Source organism: Streptomyces echinoruber (assembly GCF_014651135.1).
Classification (GTDB): domain Bacteria; phylum Actinomycetota; class Actinomycetes; order Streptomycetales; family Streptomycetaceae; genus Streptomyces; species Streptomyces echinoruber.
Genome location: NZ_BMWH01000014.1, coordinates 1 through 25,840, shown reverse-complemented (window position 1 = coordinate 25,840; position 25,840 = coordinate 1). Strand labels below are relative to the sequence as shown.

The 25,840-nt window shown below is 72.6% G+C and carries 24 protein-coding genes; 9 read left to right on the top strand and 15 right to left on the bottom strand.

The window, feature by feature from the left end; translation table 11 throughout:
* Window positions 1–47: 47 nt before the first annotated feature.
* Window positions 48–1,223, bottom strand: a complete 1,176-nt coding sequence (locus IE225_RS17335) for an RNA polymerase sigma factor (RefSeq protein WP_190058442.1) — start codon at window positions 1,221–1,223, stop codon at window positions 48–50.
* Window positions 1,223–1,636 carry a YciI family protein gene (locus IE225_RS17330; protein ID WP_190058441.1) on the bottom strand — a complete coding sequence of 138 codons (414 nt, stop codon included), beginning with the start codon at window positions 1,634–1,636 and terminating at the stop codon, window positions 1,223–1,225. Before IE225_RS17330 ends, IE225_RS17335 begins: the two co-directional genes overlap by 1 nt.
* Before the next feature lie 468 nt (window positions 1,637–2,104).
* Here IE225_RS17330 and IE225_RS17325 point away from each other — a divergent pair, with 468 nt between their 5' ends.
* Window positions 2,105–2,677, top strand: coding sequence for a dihydrofolate reductase family protein (locus tag IE225_RS17325; protein ID WP_190058440.1), 573 nt, complete (start codon window positions 2,105–2,107; stop codon window positions 2,675–2,677).
* A 127-nt stretch (window positions 2,678–2,804) separates the two neighbouring features.
* Here the strand turns inward: IE225_RS17325 and IE225_RS17320 are convergent, their stop codons facing one another.
* Window positions 2,805–3,845, bottom strand: a complete 1,041-nt coding sequence (locus IE225_RS17320) for an NAD(P)-dependent alcohol dehydrogenase (RefSeq protein WP_190058439.1) — start codon at window positions 3,843–3,845, stop codon at window positions 2,805–2,807.
* Window positions 3,846–4,026: 181 nt separating this feature from the next.
* Between IE225_RS17320 and IE225_RS17315 the strand changes: the two genes are divergently transcribed.
* The gene (locus tag IE225_RS17315; RefSeq protein WP_190058438.1) at window positions 4,027–4,965 is read left to right on the top strand and encodes a helix-turn-helix domain-containing protein; all 939 of its coding nucleotides are present in this window, start codon (window positions 4,027–4,029) and stop codon (window positions 4,963–4,965) included.
* Between the two features lie 132 nt (window positions 4,966–5,097).
* Here the strand turns inward: IE225_RS17315 and IE225_RS17310 are convergent, their stop codons facing one another.
* The 6 genes from IE225_RS17310 to IE225_RS17285 all read right to left on the bottom strand — a co-directional run bounded on the left by IE225_RS17310 (window position 5,098) and on the right by IE225_RS17285 (window position 13,917).
* Entirely contained in the window at window positions 5,098–5,568 is a 471-nt protein-coding gene (locus tag IE225_RS17310; RefSeq protein WP_190058437.1) for a hypothetical protein, read from the bottom strand.
* Window positions 5,569–5,908: 340 nt separating this feature from the next.
* Window positions 5,909–9,145: a S8 family serine peptidase gene (locus IE225_RS17305; RefSeq protein ID WP_190058554.1), complete on the bottom strand. Its 3,237-nt coding sequence runs from the start codon at window positions 9,143–9,145 to the stop codon at window positions 5,909–5,911.
* A 417-nt stretch (window positions 9,146–9,562) separates the two neighbouring features.
* Window positions 9,563–10,246 (bottom strand): ABC transporter ATP-binding protein, encoded by a 684-nt coding sequence (locus IE225_RS17300; RefSeq protein WP_190058436.1) that lies wholly within the window; start codon window positions 10,244–10,246, stop codon window positions 9,563–9,565.
* A gap of 69 nt (window positions 10,247–10,315) precedes the next feature.
* Window positions 10,316–11,758 carry an ABC transporter permease gene (locus IE225_RS17295; protein ID WP_190058435.1) on the bottom strand — a complete coding sequence of 481 codons (1,443 nt, stop codon included), beginning with the start codon at window positions 11,756–11,758 and terminating at the stop codon, window positions 10,316–10,318.
* 211 nt (window positions 11,759–11,969) lie between these two features.
* On the bottom strand, window positions 11,970–13,217 hold the full coding sequence (locus IE225_RS17290; RefSeq protein WP_190058434.1) for a L,D-transpeptidase: 1,248 nt from the start codon (window positions 13,215–13,217) through the stop codon (window positions 11,970–11,972).
* 370 nt (window positions 13,218–13,587) lie between these two features.
* Window positions 13,588–13,917 carry a hypothetical protein gene (locus IE225_RS17285; protein ID WP_190058433.1) on the bottom strand — a complete coding sequence of 110 codons (330 nt, stop codon included), beginning with the start codon at window positions 13,915–13,917 and terminating at the stop codon, window positions 13,588–13,590.
* Between the two features lie 108 nt (window positions 13,918–14,025).
* On the opposite strand from IE225_RS17285, the gene IE225_RS17280 reads away from it, so the two are divergent.
* Window positions 14,026–14,367, top strand: a complete 342-nt coding sequence (locus IE225_RS17280) for a hypothetical protein (RefSeq protein ID WP_190058432.1) — start codon at window positions 14,026–14,028, stop codon at window positions 14,365–14,367.
* A 289-nt stretch (window positions 14,368–14,656) separates the two neighbouring features.
* Here the strand turns inward: IE225_RS17280 and hutH are convergent, their stop codons facing one another.
* The 3 genes from hutH to IE225_RS17265 all read right to left on the bottom strand — a co-directional run bounded on the left by hutH (window position 14,657) and on the right by IE225_RS17265 (window position 18,432).
* Entirely contained in the window at window positions 14,657–16,225 is a 1,569-nt protein-coding gene (gene hutH, locus IE225_RS17275) for a histidine ammonia-lyase (RefSeq protein ID WP_190058553.1), read from the bottom strand.
* A 97-nt stretch (window positions 16,226–16,322) separates the two neighbouring features.
* Window positions 16,323–17,468, bottom strand: a complete 1,146-nt coding sequence (locus IE225_RS17270; protein WP_190058431.1) for a GGDEF domain-containing protein — start codon at window positions 17,466–17,468, stop codon at window positions 16,323–16,325.
* 169 nt (window positions 17,469–17,637) lie between these two features.
* On the bottom strand, window positions 17,638–18,432 hold the full coding sequence (locus tag IE225_RS17265; RefSeq protein WP_190058430.1) for an enoyl-CoA hydratase/isomerase family protein: 795 nt from the start codon (window positions 18,430–18,432) through the stop codon (window positions 17,638–17,640).
* A 436-nt stretch (window positions 18,433–18,868) separates the two neighbouring features.
* Between IE225_RS17265 and IE225_RS17260 the strand changes: the two genes are divergently transcribed.
* On the top strand, window positions 18,869–19,495 hold the full coding sequence (locus tag IE225_RS17260; RefSeq protein WP_229879632.1) for a hypothetical protein: 627 nt from the start codon (window positions 18,869–18,871) through the stop codon (window positions 19,493–19,495).
* Between the two features lie 80 nt (window positions 19,496–19,575).
* Here the strand turns inward: IE225_RS17260 and IE225_RS17255 are convergent, their stop codons facing one another.
* Together IE225_RS17255 and IE225_RS17250 are read right to left on the bottom strand one after the other, a co-directional pair.
* Window positions 19,576–20,715 (bottom strand): adenylate/guanylate cyclase domain-containing protein, encoded by a 1,140-nt coding sequence (locus IE225_RS17255; RefSeq protein ID WP_190058429.1) that lies wholly within the window; start codon window positions 20,713–20,715, stop codon window positions 19,576–19,578.
* A gap of 178 nt (window positions 20,716–20,893) precedes the next feature.
* Window positions 20,894–21,784, bottom strand: coding sequence for a biotin--[acetyl-CoA-carboxylase] ligase (locus IE225_RS17250; RefSeq protein WP_190058428.1), 891 nt, complete (start codon window positions 21,782–21,784; stop codon window positions 20,894–20,896).
* A 166-nt stretch (window positions 21,785–21,950) separates the two neighbouring features.
* On the opposite strand from IE225_RS17250, the gene IE225_RS17245 reads away from it, so the two are divergent.
* The 4 genes from IE225_RS17245 to IE225_RS17235 all read left to right on the top strand — a co-directional run bounded on the left by IE225_RS17245 (window position 21,951) and on the right by IE225_RS17235 (window position 24,856).
* The gene (locus IE225_RS17245) at window positions 21,951–23,543 is read left to right on the top strand and encodes an acyl-CoA carboxylase subunit beta (RefSeq protein WP_190058427.1); all 1,593 of its coding nucleotides are present in this window, start codon (window positions 21,951–21,953) and stop codon (window positions 23,541–23,543) included.
* A gap of 28 nt (window positions 23,544–23,571) precedes the next feature.
* On the top strand, window positions 23,572–23,781 hold the full coding sequence (locus tag IE225_RS17240; protein WP_190058426.1) for an acyl-CoA carboxylase epsilon subunit: 210 nt from the start codon (window positions 23,572–23,574) through the stop codon (window positions 23,779–23,781).
* A gap of 301 nt (window positions 23,782–24,082) precedes the next feature.
* Window positions 24,083–24,211, top strand: coding sequence for a morphogenic membrane protein MmpB (mmpB, locus tag IE225_RS33770; RefSeq protein ID WP_268250001.1), 129 nt, complete (start codon window positions 24,083–24,085; stop codon window positions 24,209–24,211).
* 27 nt (window positions 24,212–24,238) lie between these two features.
* A complete protein-coding gene (locus tag IE225_RS17235) occupies window positions 24,239–24,856 on the top strand; it encodes a Maf family protein (RefSeq protein WP_190058425.1) in 618 nt (205 codons plus the stop codon).
* Here the strand turns inward: IE225_RS17235 and IE225_RS17230 are convergent.
* Window positions 24,828–25,382 carry a DUF308 domain-containing protein gene (locus tag IE225_RS17230; RefSeq protein ID WP_373303210.1) on the bottom strand — a complete coding sequence of 185 codons (555 nt, stop codon included), beginning with the start codon at window positions 25,380–25,382 and terminating at the stop codon, window positions 24,828–24,830. The genes IE225_RS17235 and IE225_RS17230 overlap by 29 nt on opposite strands.
* A 391-nt stretch (window positions 25,383–25,773) precedes the next feature.
* Between IE225_RS17230 and IE225_RS34060 the strand changes: the two genes are divergently transcribed.
* Window positions 25,774–25,840: biotin carboxylase N-terminal domain-containing protein (locus IE225_RS34060; RefSeq protein WP_373303219.1), on the top strand; the 67-nt coding region annotated here is incomplete at its 3' end.

Here is a 25,840-nt window from a genome sequence, read left to right as displayed (position 1 = left end):
GTCGTGGGGCCGCGTCGAGTGCTGTGGGAGGGGCCGGGCGCGGACTGTCAGCGGTTCCGGCGGGTGTTGAGTCTGGCTGCCTGGCGTGTCAGGTAGTCGCGTTCGGCGGTGTTGGGTGCCTGGTGGGCCGCCTCGGCGTACAGCCGTGCCGCCGTCGCCACATCGCCGTCGCGCTCGTGGAGGTACGCCGCCACCGCGGCGTGGCGGGGCAGTGAGTCGTCCAGCGCCGCGAGCGCCGCCAGCCCGGCGCGCGGCCCGTCGGCCTCGCCGACGGCCACCGCGCGGTTGAGCCGGACGATCGGGCTGTCGGTCAGGCGCACGAGCTCGTCGTACCACTCGACGATCTGCACCCAGTCGGTCTCCTCGGCGGTGGGCGCGTCGGCGTGGAGGGCCGCGATGGCGGCCTGGGCCTGGAACTCGCCCAGCCGGTCGCGGGCGAGGGCCGCCTGCAGGAGGGTGACGCCCTCGGCGATCGCCTCGGTGTCCCACCGGCCGCGGTCCTGTTCCGCGAGCGGCACCAGGCTGCCGTCGGGTGCGGTGCGGGCGGCGCGCCGGGCGTGGTGGAGCAGCATGAGGGCGAGCAGCCCCGCCACCTCGGGGTGGTCGACCCGGGCCGCGAGTTGCCGGGTGAGCCGGATGGCCTCGGCGGCGAGGTCGAGGTCGCCGGAGTAGCCCTCGTTGAAGACGAGGTAGAGGACGCGCAGCACGGTGGCGACGTCGCCGGGCTGGTCGAATCGCACGCCGGAGACGGTGCGCTTGGCCCGGCTGATGCGCTGTGCCATGGTCGCCTCGGGTACCAGGTAGGCCCGGGCGATCTGGCGGGTGGTCAGTCCGCCGACGGCGCGCAGCGTGAGCGCGACCGCGGACGAGGGCGTCAGCGACGGGTGGGCGCACAGGAAGTAGAGCTGGAGCGTGTCGTCCACGGCGGGCGCGGGTCCGGGCGCCGGCTCCTGGTCGACGCGTTCCTCACGCCGGCGGCGGGCGGCGTCCGACCGGGTCTGGTCGAGGAACTTGCGCCAGGCCACCGTGACCAGCCAGCCCTTCGCGTCCCGAAGGGGGTGCCCCTCGCCCGAAGAGCCGGGGGAGGGATCGGCCGGCCAGGAGCGGAGTGCCTCGACCAGCGCGTCCTGCACGGCGTCCTCGGCCGCCGCGAAGTCGGCTCCGCGGCGGACGAGGACGGCGATCACGCTCGGCGTGAGGCTCCTCAGCAGGGCCTCGTCCATCAATGACACTCGGTGATGCCGGGGTTCGCGGTCAGGAACGGGCGCACCTCGAGCCACTCGTGGATCGGCTTCCCGCCCGCCCCGGGGGCGGCCGACAGTTCCCCGGCCAGCTCGACGGCGCGCTCGTAGCTGTCGACGTCGATCACCATCCAGCCGGCGATGAGGTCCTTGGTCTCGGCGAACGGGCCGTCGGTGACCGGCGGGCGCCCCTCACCGTCGTAGCGGACCCAGGTCCCCTCGGGGGCGAGCGCCTGGCCGTCGACGAACTCACCGGTCTTCTCGAGCCGGGCCGCGAAGTCGTTCATGTACTGCACGTGCGCCGAGATCTCCTGCGGCGTCCACTGGTCCATGGGCACGTCGTTGACCGCAGCCGGGGCACCGCGGTAGTGCTTGAGCAGCAGGTACTTGGCCATCGTGTCGCTCCTCGGTGCTGGTACGACCCATTCTGGTCGCGTTCACCCCGGGGACGGAGCCGGACGCGGGTTCTCGACATCGCCGCCCAAATTTTTTTCCGGGCTCTCTCTGCTCTCTCTGCTCTCTCTGCTCTCCGTGCTCTTCGTGCTCTCCGTGCTCTTCGTGTCGCGGGTGCCGTAGCCGTTTTCGGCCGCTGTGCCGGGCCTGCGCCTCGTACCGGGGCCACCGGGCCCGCCCGTGCGGGCTGCCTTCCTTCAGCTCCTCGGCCGGCCGGCGGGCGCGACCGATGAGTTTCGCCGCGGTCCGCAGTCGGAAGTCATGGCCGGTGCGCTGCGGCCGCGGGTGCGGTCGCAGCGTGCGCCGGCCGGACCCGTCGGAACCGGACGCGGAACGATACAGAACGACATAGAACGACATAGGGCGACGCAGAACCACGCGGAACGACGCGGAACACCGAGGAGCCTCACATGCGTATGTTGATCAGCACCGCCTTCATCTCGCTCGACGGCGTCGTGGAGGCCCCGGGCGGTGAACCCGGTTACCGGAACTCCGGGTGGACCTTCAAGGACGTCGAGTTCCTCCCCGAGGCGTACGAGATCAAGGGCCGGGAGCAGAAGGAGGCCACCGCGATGCTGCTGGGGCGGGTCAGTTACGAGGCGTTCAGCCCGGTGTGGCCGGGGATGGCGGAGTTCGCCGACTACAAGGTGATGCCGAAGTACGTCGTCTCCACCACCCTCACCGAGGACGACCTGGTGCCCGACTGGGGCGAGACCACGATCCTGCGCTCGCTCGACGAGGTCGCCGCGCTGAAGGAGACGGAGGGCGGCCCGATCATCATCCACGGCAGCGCCGCCCTGAACCGGAGCCTTTCGGACGCCGGCCTGATCGACCGGTACCACCTGCTCGTCTTCCCGCTCCTGCTCGGCGCGGGCAAGCGCCTGTTCAGCACCACGGACAAGGACGCCCAGAAGCTGAGGCTCGTCGAGCACGAGGTCTACGCCAACGGCCTGCAGAAGAACGTCTTCGACGTCGTCCGCTGACAAGGGCTCCGCACGTGGTGGGGCCCCGGCAACCCGGGGCCCCACCACGTGCTCACCTCACCGCCTGCTCACCTCACCGCGCGCTCACCTCACCGCGCGCTCACCTCACCGCCGCAGATCGTCGCCGTCAGATCGTCGCCGTGTCGATCACGAAGCGGTAGCGCACGTCGCTGTTCAGGACGCGCTCGTAGGCCTCGTTGACCTGCTCGGCGCGGATGAGTTCGATCTCGGCGCCGATGTGGTGCTCGGCGCAGAAGTCGAGCATCTCCTGGGTCTCGCGGATGCCGCCGATGGAGGACCCGGCGAGGGTCTTGCGGCCGGCGATCACGGAGAAGAGGTTGAGGGAGATCGGCTCCTCGGGGGCGCCGACGTTGACCAGCGCGCCGTCGGTCTTCAGCAGGGAGAGCAGGGCGTCGAAGTCCATGGGCGCCGACACCGTGGACAGGATCAGGTCGAAGGTGCCGCGGAGCTCTTCGAAGGTCTTCGGGTCGCTGGTGGCGTAATAGTGGTCGGCGCCCAGCTTCAGGCCGTCGTCCTTCTTGCGCAGGGACTGCGACAGCACGGTCACCTCGGCGCCCAGCGCGTGGGCGATCTTGACGGCCATGTGGCCGAGGCCGCCGAGACCGACGACGGCGACCTTCTTGCCGGGGCCGGCGTTCCAGTGCTTCAGCGGGGAGTACGTGGTGATGCCGGCGCACAGCAGCGGCGCGGCCACGTCGAGGGGGAGGCTGTCGGGGATGCGGACGACGTAGTTCTCGTCGACGACGATCTTCTGGGAGTAGCCGCCGTAGGTGGGCTCGCCGTCCCGGCCGATGCCGTTGTACGTCATCACGGCGCCGCGGGTGCAGTACTGCTCCAGGCCGGCCCTGCAGTTGTCGCACGCGCGGCAGGAGTCGACCATGCAGCCGACGCCCACGTGGTCGCCGGCCTTGAACTTCGTCACGCCGGGACCGACCTCGGAGACGACGCCGGCGATCTCGTGGCCGGGAACCATCGGGAAGATCGCCTGGCCCCAGCCCTCCCGGACCTGGTGGATGTCGGAGTGGCAGATGCCGGCGAACTTGATGTCGATCAGGACGTCGAACTCGCCCACCGGCCGCCGCTCGATGGTGGTGCGCTCCAGCGGAGCCTTGGCGGCGGGGGCGGCGTACGCGGCAACAGTGGTCATGCGGAGGGTTCTCCTAGCGATCGCTCCGTGCCCGGTCGTCTGGTGCCCGGGCGCGGTCTGTCCGGTTCCCCAGCCTGCCGCGCGGCCGTGCGTCCACCCAGACCACGGCTGTGCCTACGTCGGCCGGTCCTACCACTGGCGGGGTCAGGTTGCCCTGCGTACGACCGTGAATACTGGACCCATGGACCATCAGCCCGACGCCGTACCGCAGCCGGCCGTGGACGCGCGGACGGCCCTGGACCGGCGTGCCGAGCTCAGCGAGTTCCTGCGCACCCGGCGCGCCCGGCTCAAGCCCGGGGACGTGGGGCTGCCGGACTACGGCCGGCACCGCCGGGTGCCGGGGCTGCGCCGCGAGGAGCTGGCCCAGCTGGCCGGGGTGTCGGTGGCGTACTACACGCGCCTGGAGCAGGGCAACGGGCGGAACGTGTCCGCGGAGGTGCTGGACGCGATCGCCCGGGCGCTGCGGCTCAGCGACGCCGAGCACGCGCACCTGGTGCACCTGGCGCGGCCCAAGCAGCACAAGAAGAAGCCGTCCGCGCGCACCCAGCAGGTGCGCACCTCGCTGCGGCAGCTCCTGGACACCCTCGACGGCGTCCCGGCGTACATCACCGGCCGCCGCTCGGACATCCTGGTGTGGAACCGGATGGCGGCGGCGGTGTTCGGCGACTGGTCGGAGCTGCCGGCGCAGGAGCGCAACTGGGCGCGGCTGGTGTTCCTGCGGCCCGCCTACCGGGAGCTGTTCGTGGACTGGGAGCAGAAGGCCTCCGACGTCGTCAGCTACCTGCGCATGGACGCCGGCTGCCATCCCGACGACCCGCGCCTGTCCGCGCTGGTCGGCGAGCTGTCCGTCAAGAGCGAGGAGTTCCGGTGGCTGTGGGCCGCGCACGACGTGAAGGAGAAGGGCCACGGCGTCAAGCGGCTGCGCCATCCGCTCGTCGGTGAACTCACCCTGTCCTTCGAGTCGTTCCATGTCGCCGACGACGGCGAGCAGTGCCTGTGCACCTACCACGCCGAGCCCGGCTCCCCGTCGGCGGAGGCGCTGCGTCTGCTGGCGAGCTGGGGCGTGGACGCGACGCGCGCGGGGACGGGGACGGGGACCTCTTCGGCGCCGTCGGCGTGAGCGACGTGGCCGGGCCCCGGCCGGACGGGTGTCCGGCCGGGGCCCGGCGGTGTGCCCTGAGCGGGCGTTGGGCTCAGTGCGGGTCCGTCAGGGCCGTCGGGGCCGTCAGGTCCATCAGGTCCGTCAGGCCCGTCAGCACGGGCGGATGTGCCACACCGGCGTCCAGGACGCGGTGCCGGTGTCCTTGGCCGTGTTGGACCAGCGCAGGCTGCCGTTCTCGTTGTAGAACTTGGCGACCGTGCCGGAGGTCTGGTTGTTGTTGAACACCCCGTCGCCGACTCCGTCGAAGTCGTAGTAGCCGCAGTAGTAGTAGTCGTAGCGGTCGCCGAGGCCGTCCTGGATACACAGGTGGCCGCTGCCGCAGCTGATCGCGGCGGTGCTCGGGGCGGCTCCGGGAGCGGCGAGCGTGACCGTCCCCCCGGGGATGCTCAGGGTCGCGGAACCGATCCGGTGGGCGTCGGGGTGGCTCTCCAGGTACTGGGCGACCCGCTTCTGCAGCGGTGACGACGGAGCGGGTGCCGCCGACGCCTGCGTGGCCGCGAGCTGCCCCCCGACCAGCGCGGCCGCGGCCGCGGCCAGCGTGATTCCCTTGCGCAGTGACATGTCTCCCCCTGTCTGCGGTCGTTCCCGGCCGCCGTTCGGCACGGCGGCCGAAGTGGCCCTCAGCCTTCCGGGAGGACGTCGGCGCGGAGAAGGGAAAAACCGGCCATACACGGAACGGGGGCGCATTCCGGACGGCCCGGAAAACGGTGCCGTGCGCATGTTCGGCGGCATTCGGCCACGGCCGCCGAAACGGATTTCTTCGCTCCCTTTCGATGGAATTCCCGGTGGGTTTTCCGACGGGATCCGTCCTGGCCCGGGTGCCGGGGCCCCGGTACGCGGATGGCCCGCCGGCGGAAACCGGCGGGCCACCTGAGGTGCGGCGCTGTTCTTCAGGCCACGGTCACTTCCCGTAGTACGCGTTGTAGATCGAGAGCGTCGACTTGTTGTTCTTCTTGTCGGTGATCTTGGCGTGGAAGGAGATGGCCTGGCCCTTCGCCGGGTTGTCCACCGTGATACGGCCGTTCCTGACCTGCACCTTCTTCCAGGTCTGGCCGTAGTCGTAGGAGACGTAGACGGACAGGGACTTCAGGTTGCGGCCCGCGGCGGCGCCCTCGACGACGACCGGGAAGGTCGCCTTCCGGCCGGCCGCGACACGGTTGTCGAGGCCCGTGGTGGCGTTGAAGCGGACCGTGGACACCGGCAGCCGGACGGTGTCGGAGCCGGTGGGCTTCTTGGAGCGGAAGGTCCAGCTCGCGTCGATCCGGGTGGAGGCCGCCGCGACCTTGACGCTGCGCTTGACCGAGGTGGTCAGCTTGTACTCGGCGTCGCCCGCGGGGACCTTGAAGGCACTGCCGCCCAGGAGCGGGTCGTCGTTGGAGCCCACCTTGGTGCCGTTGCGGTACAGCGTCGTGTTCGCCGAGGTGAACACCGAGGAGCCGGCGTGCTTGTTGGCGTCGGCGAACAGCGGCACCAGGCCGGAGATCGTGTCGCCGTCGCGGAACAGGCCGTAGGCGGCGTTGAGGTGGGGGCCGAAGACGGCGGTGTTGAAGGTCTTCGTGTAGCTGTGGCCGCCCTGGAAGGTCTGCGGGTCGCCCAGCGTGTAGAGGGCCTCGGTGACCGGGTAGCCCTGGGCGTCGTGGCCGTTGTACTGCTCGACGTCGAAGGACCACTGGACGCCTTCGCCGGTGGACAGGTGCAGTGTGCGCGTGCCGGGCAGCTTCTGCTCGACGGGGTTGCCGATGACGACGTCGTCGGGCAGGTAGCCCCAGGCGGTGACGCCGCCGGTCTTGCCGGAGGCGCCCGCGCCGATCCGGTTCTTCACCGTGGCCAGCTCGCCCGCCGTGAAGTGGCGGACCTTGTCGCCGACGAGCCGCTTGACCTTCGCGCTGGTGGCGACGTCGTACTCGGTGTCGTCGCCCTTGGTCCACTGGCCGTTCCAGGTCTGCGCCAGGCCGTCCACCTGCGGGCCGAGGTGCCCGATGCGCAGGTCGGCGAAGGAGCGCACATTGACGCCGGCGACGACGCCGGCCGGGTCGTAGGAGTAGTCGACGGCCGCCGAGCGGGGCTGTGCGGCCGCGTCGGGCACGGTGATGTCGGCCGCCTTGGTGGTGCGGGCGTCGACGGTCACGGTGGTGTTCCTGTCGACGGTCAGCTTGGGCTGGGCCAGCCAGTCGATGCCGCCGTCGAAGGCCGCGAAGTCCTTGACGACCAGGGCGTCCAGCAGGTACGTGCCCTTGGGCACGCGCACGGTGGTGGTGCCGGAGTCGCTGACGGGGACCTGGTAGTCCCGGCCCTGGCCGGCGCCGGTGTAGGCGAACAGGTCGGTGAGGTAGCCGCCGGTCGGGTTGCCGTCGCGGCCGATGTGCCGGACGGTCACGTCGTACGACTCGACCTCGCGCTGGACGGCGGCCGCGGTGCGCACCGTCTGCCCGCCGCCGGTCGCCGTGACGTACGCCGAGTAGGCGCCGTCCACGGTGCCGCCGAGCTTGGTGTTCACGGTGAGGTCGACGGAGGCCTTGCCGCCGGCCGGGACCTTGACGGTGGTGGCGCCGAGGGTGAAGAAGCCGGCCGGGGCCGCCTGGCCCTTGGGGTTGGTGGCGGTGGCCGTCAGCTTCAGGGTGACGTCGCTGGTGCCGAGGTTGCGGTACGTGAGCTGCTTGGTGACGGGCTTGTCGTCGGTGTGCGGCCACTGCTGGACGCCGAAGCCGACCGAGACCGGGTCGGCGACGACGCTCTGCTTGATGGCCTTGTCGACGGCGATCCGGCCGGCGCCCTGCTGGAACGGCGTGTAGGCGCCGCCCTTGGCGGAGCCGGTCAGGGCGCCCTTCAGCTCGGCGTACCCCCAGTCCGGGTGCTCCTGCTTGAGCAGGGCCGCGGCGCCGGCGACATGCGGGGTGGCCATGGAGGTGCCGGAGATGGTCAGGTACCCGTCGGGCTTCTCGCCGACCTCCCGGTCGATGACGCTGCCCTTGGCCGCGGCGGCGGTGATGTCCACGCCGGGCGCGGTGACGTCGGGCTTGATGCCGCCGTCGCCGGTGCGCGGGCCGGTGGAGGAGAAGTCGGCGAGCTTGTCGTGGTCGTCGACGGCGCCGACGGTGAGCGCGGCGTCCGCGCTGCCGGGCGAGCCGATCGACTCGGGGCCCTCGTTGCCCGCGGCGATCGCGAACAGGATGCCCTTCTCCGCGGACAGCTTGTTGACCTCGGCCTCGAGCGGGTCGATGCCGGGCGAGTCGTAGCCGCCGAGGCTGAGGTTGACGACGGAGGCGCCCTGCTGGGCGGCCCACTCCATGCCGGCGAGGATGCCGGAGTCGTCGCCGGAGCCGGAGTCGTCGAGGACCTTGCCGTTGAGGATCTTCGCGTCGGGCGCGACGCCCTTGTACTTCCCGTGCGACTTGGCGCCGGTGCCGGCCGCGATGGAGGCGACGTGCGTGCCGTGGCCGAAGTGGTCGGTGGCGTCGGCGGCGGCGGAGAAGTTCTTGGACGCGACGACCTGGTTCCTCAGGTCGGGGTGGGTGGTGTCGACGCCGGTGTCCAGGACGGCGATCTTCACGCCCTTGCCGGTGTAGCCGGCCGCCCAGGCCGTGGGCGCGCCGATCTGCGGGACGGACTTGTCGAGGCTGGCGCGGCGGATGCCGTCGAGCCAGACGTGCGCGATGCCGGAGGCGGTCCGGTCGCCGTTGGTCACCGCGTCCCACAGCTCCGGCGTGTCCTTCACCGGGGTCTGCACGGCGTCGGCGTTGAGGGTCCGCAGGGTGCGGCGCAGGGTGCCCGCGTCGCGGACCTGCTCCTTGGCGGCCGCGGCGGTGCCGCGGTAGCCGACGATGACCTTCAGGCCGTTCTTCTGGGAGGCGCGGGTGGCGGACTTGTTCAACTCGGTGACGTCGAACAGCCGCTGGTCCAGTGTGCCGGTGGCGACCAGGCGGGCGGCGTCGGCCGGGAGGACCAGCGTGTGCCCGTGGGCCTTGCGGATCCGGACGGGTATGTGCTCGCGGCCCTTGGCCGGCGCCAGGCAGGTCACCCGGCCCTTGGCGTCGACGGTGACCCGGTCGCCGGTGATCAGGGTGACGGTGTGGTGCGGTGTCAGGCGGGCGGCGGTGGTCGAACGCCGCTCCGTCTGCGCCGCCGCCGGGTTGGTCATGCCCGCGGCGAGCGCGACGGCGGCCGCCGCGGCGACGGCGGCCACGCAGGCTCTGTTCACTTGTCTGCGCAAGACTCCCCCTGGAGACGAGGTACCGGGCGAATCCCCGTTCGCCCGGCCGGGGGAAGCTTCGTACGCGCGTGCGCGAGTCCCCCGGATCTCGCAGTATGCCGAGGGGTTGATCACGCCTCAAGGGAGGAGAGAAAGGTAAGGAGCCGGGACGGCGGACTGTAACGCCGCCGCAGTAACACTGTTACGCGGTTGCCGGATTGACGGTGTTTCAGATTCCGTCTTCGTGGGTTTCTCCCGTCACCCGTCCTCCGCGGGGTTCTCCCGTCATTCACCCTCCGCGGGCTTCTCCCGTCATTCACCCTCCGCGGGCTTCTCCCGCCGTCCGTCCTCCGCGGGCTTCTCCCGTCACGCCCCCGTCTTCTCCGTGACGGTGATCCGTCCCTTGCGGATCGTCGCCAGGCGCGGTGCCTTCCTCGCGATCGCGGAGTCGTGGGTGACCATCACGAAAGTCAGCCCGTGCTCGTTCCACAAACGTTCGAGGACGTCCATGATCTCGTCGCGCGTGGACTCGTCGAGGTTGCCGGTGGGTTCGTCGGCCAGCAGCACCTTCGGCTGCTTCACCAGGGCGCGGGCGATGGCCACACGCTGCTGCTGGCCGCCGGACAGCTCGCCGGGCAGATGCCCGAGCCGCTCGCCCAGCCCGACCGACCGCAGCGCCTCCGCGGCCCGCTCGCGCCGCTCCCCGGGCTTCACGCCGAGCGGTACGAGGGCGGTCTCCACGTTCTCCTGCGCGGTGAGCGTGGGGATGAGGTTGAACGACTGGAAGACGAAGCCGATGTTCTCGCTGCGCACCCGGGTCAGCTTCGCCTCCGGCAGCCCGGCCAGGTCGGTGCCGTCGAGGACGACCTCGCCGGAGGTCGGCCGGTCCAGTGCGCCGAGCATCTGCAGCAGCGTCGACTTGCCGCCGCCGGTGGGGCCCTGGATGACCAGCCGGTCGCCGTCGGGAATGGTCAGGTCGACGCCGTCGAGGGCGTGGACGGTCTCCTTGCCGCGGGTGTAGCGCTTGGTGACGCCTCTGAGTTCGTACATGGGGGCAACAACTCCTGGGTGTGCTGGGGCGGTCGGGGGTTGGGGGTCGGGGGTCGGACGCGGCCTCGGTTACTCGACGCGGCGCAGCGCGTCGGCCGGCCGCAGCCGGGACGCCCGCCAGCCGCCGAACGCCCCGGCGATCAGGCCCCCGGTGACCGCGAGTCCCACGGCGAGCGCGATCGTCGTCGCGCTCACCGGTGCGGTGAGCGCCACCTCGAGCGTCCTGGCCGCCTGCCGCCCGGGGCCGCCGAAGCCGGGACCGCCGGGACCGCCGCCCGTGGCGCCGCCCCCGCCGAGCTGTGCCTGCAGCGTCGGACTGGCCGCGGTGACGGCGTACGCCCCCGCCAGCCCGAGCGCGATGCCGAGGACGCCGCCGACCAGGCCGTTGACGACGGCCTCGCCGACCACCTGCCGGGTCACCCGTCCCGACCTCCAGCCCAGCGCCTTGAGCGTGCCGAACTCGCGCACCCGGCGGGAGACGGCCGAGGAGGTCAGCAGTCCGGCCACCAGGAACGCGGCCGCGAGCACCACGGCCGACAGCCACTTGCCGACGCCGGCGGCGAGATGGGAGGCGGTGGACAGGGAGCCGGAGACGGTGTCCGCGAGGTCGGCGGAGGTCGTCACGGTGGTACCGGAGACGTTCTTCTGGATGGTCTTCTTGACCGCGTCGATCTGCTGGGAGTCGGTCGCCTTGACGTAGATCGTGGTGACCTTGTCCTTGGTGCCGCTGAGCGTCTGGGCCCGTTTCAGCGGGATGTAGAGGTTGGCGGCGGCGGCGCCGCTGTCGGCGGTCGCGATGCCGACGATGGTGAACTTGACGCCCTTGATGGTGACGGTGTCGCCGACCTCGAGCTTCTCCTCCTTGGCGTAGGCGGAGTCGGCGACGGCGACCTTCGCGTCGGTCTCGGTCTTCTGGAAGGCGCGGCCGCTGGTGATCTTCGACGAGGTGAGCGGGCCGAGGGCCGGCTCGGTGACGTCGGTGCCGTAGACCGTGTACTGGTTGACGTCGAAGTCGGCGCCGCCGCCCGCCACGCGGCCCTGCGGCGGCCCGCCGCCGTAGCCGCCCGGCTGGTCGCCGCCCTGGTTCTGCTGGATCCGGCCGCGGGTGAACTGGCCGCTGACCTTGACGACGGTGAGGCTCAGTCCGCCCACGGCGCCCGCCACGCCCCGCTGTCCGGCCACCTTGCCGACGGTCGAGGAGGGCAGGGTGGTGAAGCCCTGCACCAGGACGTGGTCGCTGCTCTGCTCCTTGCCGGAGTCGTCGTCCTGCGCGTCGAACCGGAAGCGCGGGCGCTGCGCGCTGCCCGTGGCCGGCGTCGCCGCCTTGGTGACCGTCATGTCGGTGCCCAGCCCGTACAGCGACTGCAGCACCTTGTCCTGGGCCCCGTTCATGCCGGAGGACACGGAGGTGACCACGATGACCAGCGCGATGCCCAGCGCGAGGCCGGAGGCGACGACGAGGGCCGCCTTTCTGCGGCGGCGCAGTTCGCGCCTCAGGTAGGTGAAGAACATGGCGGCACGCTAGGAACGGACCCTGATGAAGGCTTAAGGCCGGCATAAGAGTCCGATGAGAAGCCCGAGTTCCCGCACGGCCCCGTGCACCGCCGCGGGATACGGTGCCGACGCCCCCGTGGCGCATGATGCCGCCGCCCCGGAAACGCAGCGGCCCAAACGCAGCGGTGCCGCCCCAAAGGGAGCGGCACCGGCACGGGATGGCGGTCCGTCAGACGGCGGAGCCCGCCTTCCACTCGGACCAGCTCATGTTCCAGCCGTTGAGGCCGTTGTCCGGGGCGACGGTCTTGTCGCCGGTGTGGGAGACGACCACGACGTCACCGATCAGGGAGTGCTCGTAGAACCACGCGGCCGGCGTGTTGGGGTCGTTGGCGCCCTTCTTGTCCTGCAGGCCGACGCAGCCGTGGCTGGTGTTGACGTTGCCGAAGATGGACGGCGCGCCCCAGTAGTTGCCGTGCACGAAGGTGCCGGAGGTGGTCAGGCGCATGGCGTGCGGCACGTCCTTGATGTCGTACTCGCCCTTGCCGTCGTCGTCGGTGAAGCCGACCGTCGCGCCGTTCATCCGGGTCTCCTTGAACTTCTCGGAGATCACCATCTGGCCCTCGTACGTCTTGTTCTGGGGCGAACCGGCGGAGATCGGGATGGTCTTGACGACCTTGCCGTCCTGCGTGACCTTCATCTGCTTGGTCTTCGCGTCGACGTAGGAGACCTGGTTGCGGCCGATGTGGAAGGTCACCGTCTTCTGCTGGACGCCGTAGACGCCCGGGGCGCCCTCGACGCCGTCGAGCGCCAGCTTGAGGGTGACGGTGGAGCCCTCCTTCCAGTACTCCTCGGGCCGGCAGTCCATGCGCTGGGCGTTGAACCAGTGGCAGGCGATCTCCTGACCGCTGGTGGAGGTGACGGTGATGCCCTTCTGCACGGCGGCCTTGTTGGTGATCGCCTTGTCGAAGGTGATCGACACGGGCATGCCGACGCCGACCGTGGCACCGTTGTCCGGCGTGAAGTTGCCGATGAAGCTGTGCGCCGGGGCGACGGTGGTGAAGGAGGCGTTCTCGTGGGCGGCACGGCCCGCGGAGTCCTTGGCCGTCACCGCGAGCCGGTAGGTGGTGGCGCGCTCCAGCTGGACGCTGGGCTTCCAGCTCTTGCCGTCGGCGGATATCCGCCCGGAGACGGCGGTGCCGTCGGAGGTGGTCATCTTCACGTCGGTGAGCGTGCCCTTGGCCACGGTCACCTTGGCGGAGTTGTTGATCGAGGCGTTGTTGGAGCCGTCCTTGGGCGTGATGCTGATCTGGGCCTCGGACGTCCTCTTGGCTGCCGCCTCGTCGACCTTGGCCTGCGAGGTGTCGCCCCCGCTGCCGGAGGCGTGGTCGTCGCCGCCGGAGCAGGCGGAGAGCACCAGCACCCCGCCGAGCAGTGCGGACGCGGCCGCCAGGCCCCTGCGCCGCTTACTGTTCGTCATCACACGCTTCTCCATCGTTGCCGAATACCCAAACCCCGCGGGTCCCCCGTTACGAGCCTTCAACGCTACGGCCGGCCGATCCGGTTCCCCGGGTTCCGGGCGCGTGGGGCGCACCGCCTCCGCCGGGGCGCACCTCCGGGGCGTGAAGTGCGGGCGCCGGCCGGCGCGGCCCGTGACGCGTCCGCCCGTGAGACGCGCGAACCCCGGACGGTGGTTGCCGTCCGGGGCGGCGAGTCGTGCCGGTCCCCAGGACCGTCCGGACCGGCCCGTTCGGACCGGCCCGTTCCGGCGGGCCGGCCGGAAGGCCGGTTCCGGTGGGCCGGCCGCGGTGTTCCGCCCGGCGCCGAAGGGTCGGTCCGGAAGGGTCGTTCTAGGCGTCCTCCTCCTCGACATCATCCTCGTCGAGGAGCCACTCGGGCGAGTCCGGATCGTGCGCGACGCGCTCGCTGGACCAGGACGCCTGCTGCAGTTCCACCCCGGGCACCTCACTGACCAGGTCCAACGGGTCCACGAGGTACGCCAGGGCCTCCGCAGTGTCTTCCGTCACAGCGCGTTCGGCGTGGCCGCGTTCCGGCTCCGGCAGGTCCGGGTCGGCCGCGATGCGGTGCAGGGCGGCCTTGGTGATGGCGTCGTCGTCACCGACTTCGAGCAGCAGCTCCACGCGAAGCCGGACAAAGCGTGATGTCTCTGGAGTGCTCATGTGCGGAGAGTACGGCCGGCGGGTCCCGTGACTTTCCTGTGACCCGCGCCTTTCACTAACATCCCCCACACGGCCAATTCGCCAGTGCCACAAGGGGATCGATATTCCGTGTCATCCGCCCGCCGTCCGCTGCTGACCGCCACCGCCGCGGGCACCCTGCTGTGTGCCCTGTGGTTCGTCCCGTCCGCCCACGCGACGGTGGACCAGCAGGCGCCGCAGCAGCGCAGAGCAGAACCGTCGGCGACCGCGACGACGCAGGCCAGGGCCGCCTCCACGACCACCGGTACGGTCGCCGGCACGGTCAGCGGAACGGCCGCCCGCGCGGAGCGGGAACTCGCCGACACCGGAAGCGTCGACACCACCCCGTACGTGGTCGGCGGCACCCTCTTCCTCACCGTGGGCGCCGGATTCGTGGTGTATTCGGTGCGTCGCGAACGACTCGGTTTTTAGCCGCGCTTGACGCTTCCTTGACGAGCCGTTCACGGTCCGCTCGTCAAGAGACCCCCCGGGTGCGCGGCGGTGCGTCCCGTTTGCCATGGACGTCCTGTTTGCCGTGGATGCTCTGATCGCCGCGGACGCCCCCATCGACGTGGACGCGAACGCTCGTTCGCCGTGGACGCCCCGTTCGCCGTGGGCGCGCCGCCGCCCGCCCTGTCGCTGCCTGCTCCGGCAACGGGCCCGACGGCGCGGCGGACTCCGCATCCGCCGCGCCGTCGGCCGCGACCGCGTCGCCGAGGCGTCAGCGCAACGGCCCGGTGACCGTCTCGGCCGCCGCGACGAGCCGGCCGTCGCGCACGAAGGACTCCGCGGCCGCCAGGTCGGGGGCGAGGAAGCGGTCCGGGCCGGGGCCCCGGACGCCGGCCGCGCGCGCGGCCTCGAGGACCGCCCGGGTCGCCGGGGCCGGGGTCAGGCCCTCGCGCAGTTCGATCGCGCGGGTGGCGGCGTACAGTTCGACGGCCAGGACGCGGGTGAGCGCGTCGACGGCCGTGCGCAGCTTGCGGGCCGCCGACCAGCCCATGGAGACGTGGTCCTCCTGCATCGCGGAGGACGGGATCGAGTCGGCGGAGGCCGGTACGGCCAGCCGCTTCATCTCGCTGACCAGCGCGGCCTGCGTGTACTGGGCGATCATCAGCCCGGAGTCGACGCCGGCGTCGTCGGCGAGGAACGGCGGCAGGCCGTGGCTGCGGTTCTTGTCCAGCAGCCGGTCGGTGCGCCGCTCGGCGATGGAGGCGAGGTCGGCGGCGGCGATGGCGAGGAAGTCCAGGACGTAGGCGACCGGGGCGCCGTGGAAGTTGCCGTTGGACTCCACCCGGCCTCCCCCAGAGCCGAAAGCCTGGGAGGTACCCCCAGGCAATACGACGGGGTTGTCGACGGCCGCGGCCAGTTCGCGCTCGGCGACCAGGCGGGCGTGGGCGAGGGTGTCGCGGCCGGCGCCGGCGACCTGCGGGGCGCAGCGCACCGAGTAGGCGTCCTGCACGCGGGGCGCGTCGTCCTGATGGTGGCCGGTGAGGCCGGAGCCCTTGAGGACGGCGAGCATGTTGGCGGCGGACGCGGCCTGCCCGGGGTGCGGGCGGATGGCGTGCAGCTCGGGCGCGAGGACCTTGTCGGTGCCGAGCAGGGCCTCCAGGGTGAGGGCGGCGGTGACGTCGGCGGACTTGTACAGCAGCTCCAGGTCGGCGAGGGCCATCAGCAGCATGCCGAGCATGCCGTCGGTGCCGTTGAGGAGCGCCAGGCCCTCCTTCTCGCGCAGCTCGACCGGGGCGATGCCGTGCTCGGCGAGCAGTTCGGCGGCGGGGCGGACACTGCCGTCGGGGCCCTCCGCCTCGCCCTCTCCCATGAGGGTGAGCGCGCAGTGGGACAGCGGGGCGAGGTCCCCGGAGCAGCCCAGGGAGCCGTACTCGTGCACGACCGGGGTGATGCCGGCGTTGAGTACGTCGGCCATGGTCCGCGCGACCTCGGGCCGCACCCCGGTGTACCCGGAGCAGACGGTCTTCAGCCGCAGGAACATCAGGGCCCGGACGACCTCCCGCTCCACCCGCGGCCCCATGCCGGCGGCGTGCGAGCGGACGATGTTGCGCTGCAGCCGGGTGCGCAGTTCCGGGCCGATGTGCCGGGTCGCCAGGGCGCCGAAGCCGGTGGAGACGCCGTAGACGGGGTCGGGCTTGGCCGCCAGCGCGTCGACGATCGCGCGGGCTTCGGTCAGCGCGGCCACCGCCTCCTCGGCGAGTTCGACCCGGGCGCCGCCGCGCGCCACGGCGAGGACGTCGGACGCGGTGACACCGGACGTCCCCACCACCACAGTGTGCATATCCATATTCAGGAGCGTACGCAGTGAAGACGTAACTGTCACCAGTGGGCGGCCGGTACGCCCCTTACCGCGCCCCTTACCGCGCCCGGGGCCGGGCTCAGCGGCGGCGCCGGAAGAGGCGGCGCTCACCGGGCGGCGGCTCCTCGGGCGGCTCGTCGACCAGCCGTACGACGGGGTCGTCCGGCCCCTCGGCACCGGCCACGACCGGCCGGTTGGCGTGCACCGCCTTGGCCCGGTACTGGGCCGCGTCCGCCAGGCGGAACAACCGCCGGGCCGAACCGACCGGGCCGATGGGCTCGCCGGTGGAGGCCACCCCGCAGGCCACCCCCTCGCCCGGTTCCAGCTCCGCCGCGCGCCGGCACAGCTCGTCGGCCGCCTTGATCACGTCCTGGGCGGGCGGCCCCACCGCCAGCAGGCAGAACTCGTCCCCGCCCAGCCGGGCCGCCAGCGTCCCCGGCAGCATCGCCCCGCACAGCGACAGCACCGAGCCGAACCGTTCCAGCAGCCGGTCGCCCACGGCGTGCCCGAGCGTGTCGTTGACCTGCTTGAGCCCGTTGAGGTCGCAGATGACGAGGCTGACGACCACACCCTCCGCCTGGTGCCGCTCGATCGCCTCGTCCAGCCGGACGTCCACCGCGCGCCGGTTGGCCAGCCCGGTCAGCGGGTCGGTGAACGCCAGCCGCCGCGCCTCCTGGAGCCGCTCGGTCTGCGCTATCCCGGCCGAGACGACGGCCGCCAGGACGGTCGCGAAGTCCGCGTCGCCCCGGCCGAAGACGGGCGCCCCCGCCGCGCGGGCCACGTACAGCTCGCCCCAGGCCCGGCCGTGCAGCACGATCGGCGCGACCACGCAGCAGCCGCGGCCGCGCCGGCGCAGCGCGGCGACCCGCTGGTGGCAGTACCCGGCGCGGCCGGCCGCGGGGCCCTCGGCGGTCTCCACCCAGGCGTTCGGCTCCCCGCCCGAGGCCCACTTCTCGTGCAGGAACTCCGTGATCTCCGCGAACTGGTGCACCGGGTAGGTCTCGTCCTCCGGGAACTCCTCCTCGTCCGGCGCGCGGTCCCCCACGTTCACCAGCACCCGCAGCCGCCCGTGGTCGCGTTCCCACACCGACAGCGCCGCGAAGCTGCCGTCCAGCGCCCGGCACGCCCCCAGCGCCGCCGCCCGCCACGACTCGCGCGGACTGCGCGCCGCCGCCATCCCCTGCGCCAGCGCGACGACCGCCGCGAGCCGCTTGTCCTCACCCATTACTCCAGGCTAGGGAGGTTTTGGGGTAATGACGCCGAGGGTTGGGCCGTTTGCCGGGATCGGGGGCGTTTCACTCCCCGGGCCGGCAGGGCCGCTTCACCCGCCGGGCCGGCGGGGTCGCTGCACTACGGCCCGGCGGAGCCGCTGCGCTCCGGGCGGCGGGACCGCCTCATTCCCCGGGCCACTGGGGCTTCCGCTTTTCGTTGAAGGCGGCGACGCCCTCCTTCCGGTCCCCGGAGAACGCCACCGCCCGCCACGCCGCGTCCTCGACCTCCAGCCCGGCGCGCAGGTCCAGCCCGTGCCCGAGCCGCAGCGCCCGCTTGGCCGCCCGCAGCCCGACCGGCGAGTTCGCCGCCATCCGCGCGGCCAGCTCCAGCGCCTCCTCCCGGTCCCGGCCCTCCGCCACGAGATGGTCGACGAGCCCCAGCTCGCGCGCCTCCTCGGCCTCCACCCGGCGCGCGGTGAAGATCAGCTCCGCGGCCCGCGCCGCCCCCACCCGGCGCGGCAGCAGCTGCGTGCCGCCCCCGCCCGGGATCACCCCGACGGACACCTCCGGCAGCCCCACCACGGCCGTACGGTCGGCCACGATCACGTCGCAGGACAGCGCCAGTTCGAAGCCACCGCCCAGCGCGAAGCCGTGCACCGCGGCGATCGTCGGCACCGGCAGCTCCAGCACCCCGGTGTACGCGCCGCGCGCCACCGGCCGCTGCCGCACCAGTTCCGCGTCGGTCAGCGAGTTGCGCTCCTTCAGGTCGGCGCCGACGCAGAACGCCCGCTCGTGCGACGAGGTCAGCACGACCACCCGTACGTCCCGGTCGGCGCCCAGCGCGGTGCACGCGGCCGCGATGGAGCGGGCCATCTCCGTGGAGACGGCGTTCATCGCCTTGGGCCGGTCGAGGACGAGCTCCGCGACGTGCCCGTGCCGCCGCACCAGGACGAACTCCCCGAACCGCTCCTCACTCATGGACCCTCCCTGCACGCGTTAACGTCGGTTAACCATTCTGCTCCGATCATCGCAGCCACCCCGGGCGGCGGGGAAGCGGGGGCAGGGAAGCGGCGGGGAAGCGGGGGCGGGGCAGCGCGCCTCGGACGGACGTCGACGCAGCAGGGCAGCAGGGCCGGGCGGGCGCCGGACGCGCCGTCGCTCGCCGTGTCCAGCACCGGCCACCCGTTCGAGTGACATTCCGCGCGACTCCGGGCGCACTGCCCACCGCAGCGCATACCGTGCGTGCGCCGCGGCGCACAGGGGGCGCACGCACCGGGAGGGGATCGTGACGACGGGCAGAGCAGCAGCGCCGGAGACACCGGCGGGGACATCCGCGGGGACATCCGGAGCCGGACGGTCGTCGGAGACATCAGGAGCCGGGCGGCCAACGGACATATCCGGAGCCGGGCGGCCGGTGAACACATCCGGAGCCGGGCGGCTGGCGGCGGAGGCGGAGGGAGCGGCGGGCGGGATACGGCCCTGGCCGCTCCGGGTACACGGGCGGCACCGCCGCCCCCGGTCCCGCAGGCTGCTGCTGCCGGTCGCCGCGGGCCTCGCCATGGCCGCCGGCGCGCTGAGCCTCGTCCGGCTGGTCCCGGAACCCGGAACCGGCGGTCCGGACGCCGTCCGGGTGGCACCGCACCCCGGGCACTCCGGCCGCCCCGACCGCCCGTCCCGCGCCGCCGCCCTCCCGGCGGTGCCCGCCCGGCCGGCCCCGTCGACCACCGCCATGGGCGGGAGCACCGCGCCGGTCCCGGACGGCGGCCGTACGGCCGCGGTGCCGCCGTCCGCGTCCGGCACCGGACCCGGGGCACCGCACGCGGTCCCGACCGCCCTCCCCGAACCGCCGCGCCCTCCGGTGCCCGCCACCCCCGCACCCGTCCCGCCGTCCCCCACGAGCCGCGCGCCGCGGCCCGCGCCGGAACCGACGCCGGTGCCGAGCGGGACGGCGGACACGCCGGCTCCGCCGCCGCAGGAGCCGGGCGGTCTGACGGTGTGCGTGCCGATCGTCGCGGTGTGCGTGGGACTGGGCGGCGACTGAGACGGGGCGCCTGCTCCCGCCCGGCCATTCCTGCCCGGCTGCTCCCGCCCGGCCACTCCTGCCCGGCTGCTCCCGCCCGCCTACTCCTGCTCGGCGTCGTCGGTGCGGCGGACGAGCAGCCAGGGCTCCACCACGCCCAGGCCGCGCACCGGGCGCTGCCACATCGGCTGCAGCGTGAAGCGGTACGCGGGGGGCTCCTCGCCCTCCTTCTCCGCGGCGGCCGCGGCCTCGGCCGCCTCCTCCTCGGAGGCCGGGGCCTCGCCGGTGCGGATCAGCTCCTCCGCGAACGCGGTGTCGACCAGGACGGCGTCGCGGGGCGCTATCGACGTCAGCCGCGAGGCCAGGTTCACGGTCGTGCCGAAGACGTCTCCCATCCGGGTGGTCACCGTGCCGAACGCCATGCCGACGCGCAGTTCCGGCATCGTCTCGTCGTTCGCCAGCGTCTCGATGAGCCGCAGGCCGATCTCCGCCGCCACGCCCGCGTCGTCCGCGCAGTACAGCACCTCGTCGCCGAGGGTCTTGATCAGCCGGCCGCCGTGCGCGGCCACCAGGTCGGCGGCGGTCGTCTCGAACGCCTCGACCAGCTCGCCGAGCTCCTCCTCCTCCATCCGGCGGGTCAGGCGTGTGAAGCCGACCAGGTCGGCGAAGCCGACCGCCAGGCGCCGGTCGACCATCTCCTCGTCGTCGGCCGCCTGGATCACCCGGCCGGTGGCGGCCGCGAGCTGCCGCCGCCAGACGTAGACCAGGAACTCCTCCAGCTCCGGCAGCAGCAGCTCGATCAGCGGGTACGTCACCTCGGTGCGGGTCATGCCCGGCTCCGGCGGCTCGGTCAGGCCCTCCAGGAAGGAGTCGATCTGCCACTCGGCCAGCCGGGCGGTGGTCTGCCCCGTCGACCGGGCCACCTGCACCGCCATCGCCTCGCTCAGCAGGCCCGCCTCCACCAGGCCCGCCAGGCGGCGCAGCGCCAGGACGTCCGCCTCGGTCAGCGCCTTCGCCTGGCCGATGTCCGCGAAGCCCATCGCCCGCCAGAAGCGGGACGCCAGCTCCATCGACACGCCCGCCGTGCGGGCCGCCTGGAACGGCGTGTAGCGGCGCTCGGCGCCCAGGATGAGCTGTTCGAGTCGCAGGGCGAGGGGGTCCTCGCCGGATTCGGGGTCGTTGCCGGCGCCGTCGGGCGCGGGATGCCCGCCCCGGCCGGAGCCCGAATCGTCGACGGTCACGCCTGCTGCCCTTCCGATCTGCCGCGGTCAGATAGCGACCGGCCTCAACTCTACGGCAGGTGTGCGCCAGCTCACTCCGTCAGGTGAGGCCGGCGGGGGTGCGACCCCGGTCGCGGCGACCGCCGCACCGCGCCCGGCGCCGCCCCCGCCGCCGTCACCGCTGTCACCGCCCGTCGCGTCACGCCGGCCGGAGGTGCACCACGTCGCCCGCTCCCACCGGCTCCCGCACCCCGTCCTCCGTGGCGATCACGAGCCTGCCGTCGCCGTCCACGGCGACCGCCTCCCCCACCACGGCCCGCCCCCCGGGCAGCTCCGCCCGGACCTGCCGGCCCAGCGTGGCGCACCCGGCGGTGTACGTCTCCTGCAGGCCGCACGCGCCCGGATCGCCGCCGGCCGCCCGCCACCGCACGTACCAGTCCTCCAGCGAGCGCAGCACGGCCCGCAGCAGCGGGTCCCGGTCCGTCCCGGCCGCCCCGGCGAGCGCCAGGGAGCCCGCCTGGGGCACCGGGAGCTCGTCCCGGCGTAGGGTGACGTTGATGCCGACCCCGATGACCAGCCCGTCGTCCCCGGCGCGCTCCGCGAGGATGCCCCCGGCCTTGCGTTCCTCCTGCCCGACGGTGACGAGCAGGTCGTTCGGCCATTTCAGCGCCGTGTCGACGCCGGCCGCCCGCGCCAGCGCCGTCGCCACGGCGACCCCGGTCAGCAGCGGCAGCCAGCCCCAGCGGGCGACCGGCACCTCGGTGGGCTTCAGGAGCACGGAGAAGAACAGGCCCGAGCGCGCGGGGGCCGTCCACCGGCGGTCCAGGCGGCCCCGGCCGGCGGTCTGCTCCTCGGCGACGAGGACGGCGCCCTCGCCGGCCGTGCCGGTCTCGGCGCGGGCGACGAGGTCGGCGTTGGTGGAGCCGGTGCGCTCCAGCACCTCCAGGCCGGTCCACAGGCCACCCTCCCGGACCAGCGCGCGGCGCAGCGCGGCGGCGTCGAGGGGGGGCCGGTCCAGGTCGGACCAGCGGCTGGGGTTTTTCCCTGATGGACCTCGTGATGGATCTTGTGATGGATCTCGCGGCGTCATGCAAGCCACCCTAGGTGTGGTAAACGCCGCACTGCCGACACGGAGGAGCACCACTACGCTACGGATGAGTAACCGTCCCCCCTTTTGAGCACGCCGAACGCGCCGTGGCAGCGGGCACCGCTCCCCGCACGGCGCAGGCACTGAGCAGGCAGGGAGCCGCGTCCCGATGTCCGAGCCGGAAGAAGTACAGCACCCCGACATCCACACCACCGCGGGCAAGCTGGCGGACTTGCAGCGCCGCATCCACGAGGCGACCCACGCCGGTTCGGAACGCGCCGTCGAGAAGCAGCACGCCAAGGGCAAGCTGACCGCCCGCGAGCGGATCGAGCTGCTGCTCGACGAGGGGTCGTTCGTCGAACTGGACGAGTTCGCCCGGCACCGCTCCACCCACTTCGGGCTGGAGAAGAACCGGCCGTACGGCGACGGCGTCGTCACCGGGTACGGCACCGTCGACGGGCGGCCCGTGGCCGTGTTCTCGCAGGACTTCACCGTCTTCGGCGGCGCCCTGGGCGAGGTGTACGGGCAGAAGATCTGCAAGGTGATGGACTTCGCCCTGAAGACGGGCTGCCCGGTCGTCGGGATCAACGACTCCGGCGGCGCCCGCATCCAGGAGGGCGTGGCCTCGCTGGGCGCCTACGGGGAGATCTTCCGCCGCAACACGCACGCCTCGGGTGTGATCCCGCAGATCAGCCTGATCGTGGGCCCGTGCGCGGGCGGCGCCGTCTACTCGCCGGCCATCACCGACTTCACGGTCATGGTCGACCAGACCTCGCACATGTTCATCACCGGCCCGGACGTCATCAAGACCGTCACCGGCGAGGACGTCGGCTTCGAGGAGCTGGGCGGCGCCCGCACCCACAACACCGCCTCCGGTGTGGCCCACCACATGGCCGGGGACGAGAAGGACGCCATCGAGTACGTCAAGCAGCTGCTGTCGTACCTGCCGTCGAACAACCTCAGCGAGCCGCCGGCGTTCCCGGAGGAGGCGGACCTCACCGTCACCGACGAGGACCGCGAGCTGGACGTGCTGATCCCGGACAGCGCCAACCAGCCGTACGACATGCACACGGTGATCGAGCACGTCCTGGACGACGGCGAGTTCCTCGAGACGCAGCCGATGTACGCGCCGAACATCGTCACCGGCTTCGGCCGGGTGGAGGGCCACCCGGTGGGCGTGGTCGCCAACCAGCCGATGCAGTTCGCCGGCTGCCTGGACATCAAGGCGAGCGAGAAGGCCGCGCGGTTCGTGCGCACCTGCGACGCCTTCAACATCCCGGTGCTGACCTTCGTGGACGTCCCCGGCTTCCTGCCCGGCGTCGACCAGGAGCACGACGGCATCATCCGGCGCGGCGCCAAGCTGATCTACGCGTACGCCGAGGCCACCGTCCCGCTGATCACGGTGATCACGCGCAAGGCGTTCGGCGGCGCGTACGACGTCATGGGCTCCAAGCACCTGGGCGCGGACCTGAACCTGGCCTGGCCCACCGCCCAGATCGCCGTGATGGGCGCGCAGGGCGCGGTCAACATCCTGCACCGCCGCACCATCGCCGAGGCGGAGGACCCGGAGGCGACGCGGGCGCGGCTGATGCAGGAGTACGAGGACACGCTGCTCAACCCCTACGTCGCGGCCGAGCGCGGCTACGTCGACGCGGTGATCACGCCGTCGGACACCCGCGCCCACATCGTGCGCGGGCTGCGTCACCTGCGGACGAAGCGGGAATCCCTGCCTCCGAAGAAGCACGGCAACATCCCCCTGTGATCCCCCTCCAGACCCGCCGGGAGCGGTCATGAACATCAAGGTCGTACGGGGCAACCCGACCCCGGAGGAGCTCGCCGCCGCTCTGGCGGTGGTCCGGGCGCGCGCCGCGGCGGCGGCCGCCCTGCCGTCCGGCGCGCCCGCCCCCCGTGACTCCTGGGCCGACCCGGCCCGCATCGCCGGCCGTCACCTGCCCCAGCCGGGTCCGACGGCGTGGCACCGCAGCTACTGGCCCCGCTGAACACCGCGGCGTCCGCGGTCCGGCCGCCCCGCCCTGCCCGTCCCGGTCGGGGCGGGGCGGCCGGACCCACCGGGCCGCGCCGCCTCCACGCCCACCGGGCCGCGCCGCTTTCGCGTCCACCGGGCCGCGCCGCTTTCGCGTCCACCGGGCCGCGCCGCTTTCGCGTCCACCGGGCCGCACCACTGCTTCCGCGTCCACCGGGCTCCGGCGCCTCCACGTCCACCGGACCGCGCACCCTTCCGGCGAAGTTGAGTACGCGTACTCAGGCGCCGCCGGAGACGGCCGCCGCACGATCGAAGGCATGCTGTGGTCCGACCCGGAGAACGAGCCGCCCAAGGAACTGCGCGACATGCAGGAGATGCTGCGGCGGCTGGGCGTTCTCATGGCGCTGGCCATGGTGCTCGCGATGATCGTGATCGGGGTGAGGTGAGTCCGGTCCGCTGGCTACCCTGACCGCATGACAGATCAGCCGCGCCGCCGACTCGTGCTCGCCTCCCAGTCCCCCGCCCGGCTCGGTCTGCTCCGGCAGGCCGGACTCGATCCCGAGGTGATCGTCAGCGGGGTCGACGAGGACGCCGTCACCGCACCCACCCCCGCCGAGCTCGCGCTCGCCCTGGCCGAGGCCAAGGCCTCCGTGGTCGCGGCGAAGCCCGAGGTGAAGGGCGCCCTGGTGATCGGCTGCGACTCGGTGCTCGACCTGGACGGCCAGGCCCTGGGCAAGCCGGCCGACGCCGAGGAGGCCACCGCCCGCTGGAAGGCCATGCGCGGGCGGGCCGGCACGCTGCAGACCGGGCACTGCGTCCACGACACGCTCAGCGGGCGCCACGCCTCCGCCGTCGCCTCCACCGTGGTCCGCTTCGGCGAGCCCAGCGACGAGGAGATCGCCGCCTACGTCGCCTCCGGCGAACCCCTCCACGTCGCCGGGGCGTTCACCCTCGACGGGCGCTCGGCGCCATTCATCGAGGGCATCGAGGGCGACCACGGCAACGTCATCGGGATCAGCCTGCCGCTGGTGCGCCGCCTGCTCGCCCGGCTCGGCGTGGGCATCACGGAGTTGTGGGCGCCGACGGACTGACCGGACCGGCGCCCTGCGGGCGATCGTCGGCGGGACCGGCGCCCCGCGGGCGATCGTCGGCGGGACCGGCGCCCCGCGGGTGATCGTCGGCGGGGCCCGCGTCCTGCGGCCCGCCGGGCTCCTGGGCCGGGGCGCCGGCCTCCGGGCCCGGCTCGGGGTCGTACGTCATCAGCAGCAGCACGATCAGGGCGAGCACGGCCATCATGAACAGGAACGCCGGCCAGCCCACCAGCCCCCACGCGAAGGCGCCCAGCAGCCCGTGCACCACCGCGGCGCTGATCAGCAGGATGCGCCCGAAACCGGCCGGGCGGCGGTCGCGTACGGCGACGAGCAGCGCGACCACGCCGCACAGCACGAAGTACAGGCCGAAGACGATCCCGGAGCCCTTCGAGGCCGCCGCCATCCGCCCCGGCTCCAGCCCGGCCAGCGACATGTGCTGACGGTCCACGAGCGTGCCCAGCGTCCAGTTCAGCACCGCCACGCCGAACGCCTCGACGTACAGCACCAGCGCCACGACCAACGCCACCGGCCTGCGCACCACCGGCCCCACCCACTTTCGACCGCCACGCGACTCCCGCCGCCCGTTACCCGGAGTACCCCGCAGGGCATCGCGAACGCTACTCATCGGTAAACGGCGGGACAAGAGTCCTGCAAACGGCAAAGGCCGGTTGGGCCATTCGTAGGGATTCCACAAAGAAACCGAGTGGCCGGCAGCACGCTCTCACAGAGACCTTGACCACACCAGGGGGCTAGGGTTTTCGGGGGGAGTCCTGCGTAACGCGGTACGACAAGGGATTTCGCCGGTCGAGCGAGCCTCTTTTCACGCTCCGTGTGGGCAAGCTCACCATTGGGGACGGGTCGTAGTGCCGTGTCGGCAGTCCCTAAACTCGGCTTGTTTCAAGGAGGGAGCCTCAATCGTGCGCAAGGTGCTCATCGCCAATCGTGGCGAAATCGCTGTCCGCGTGGCCCGGGCCTGCCGCGACG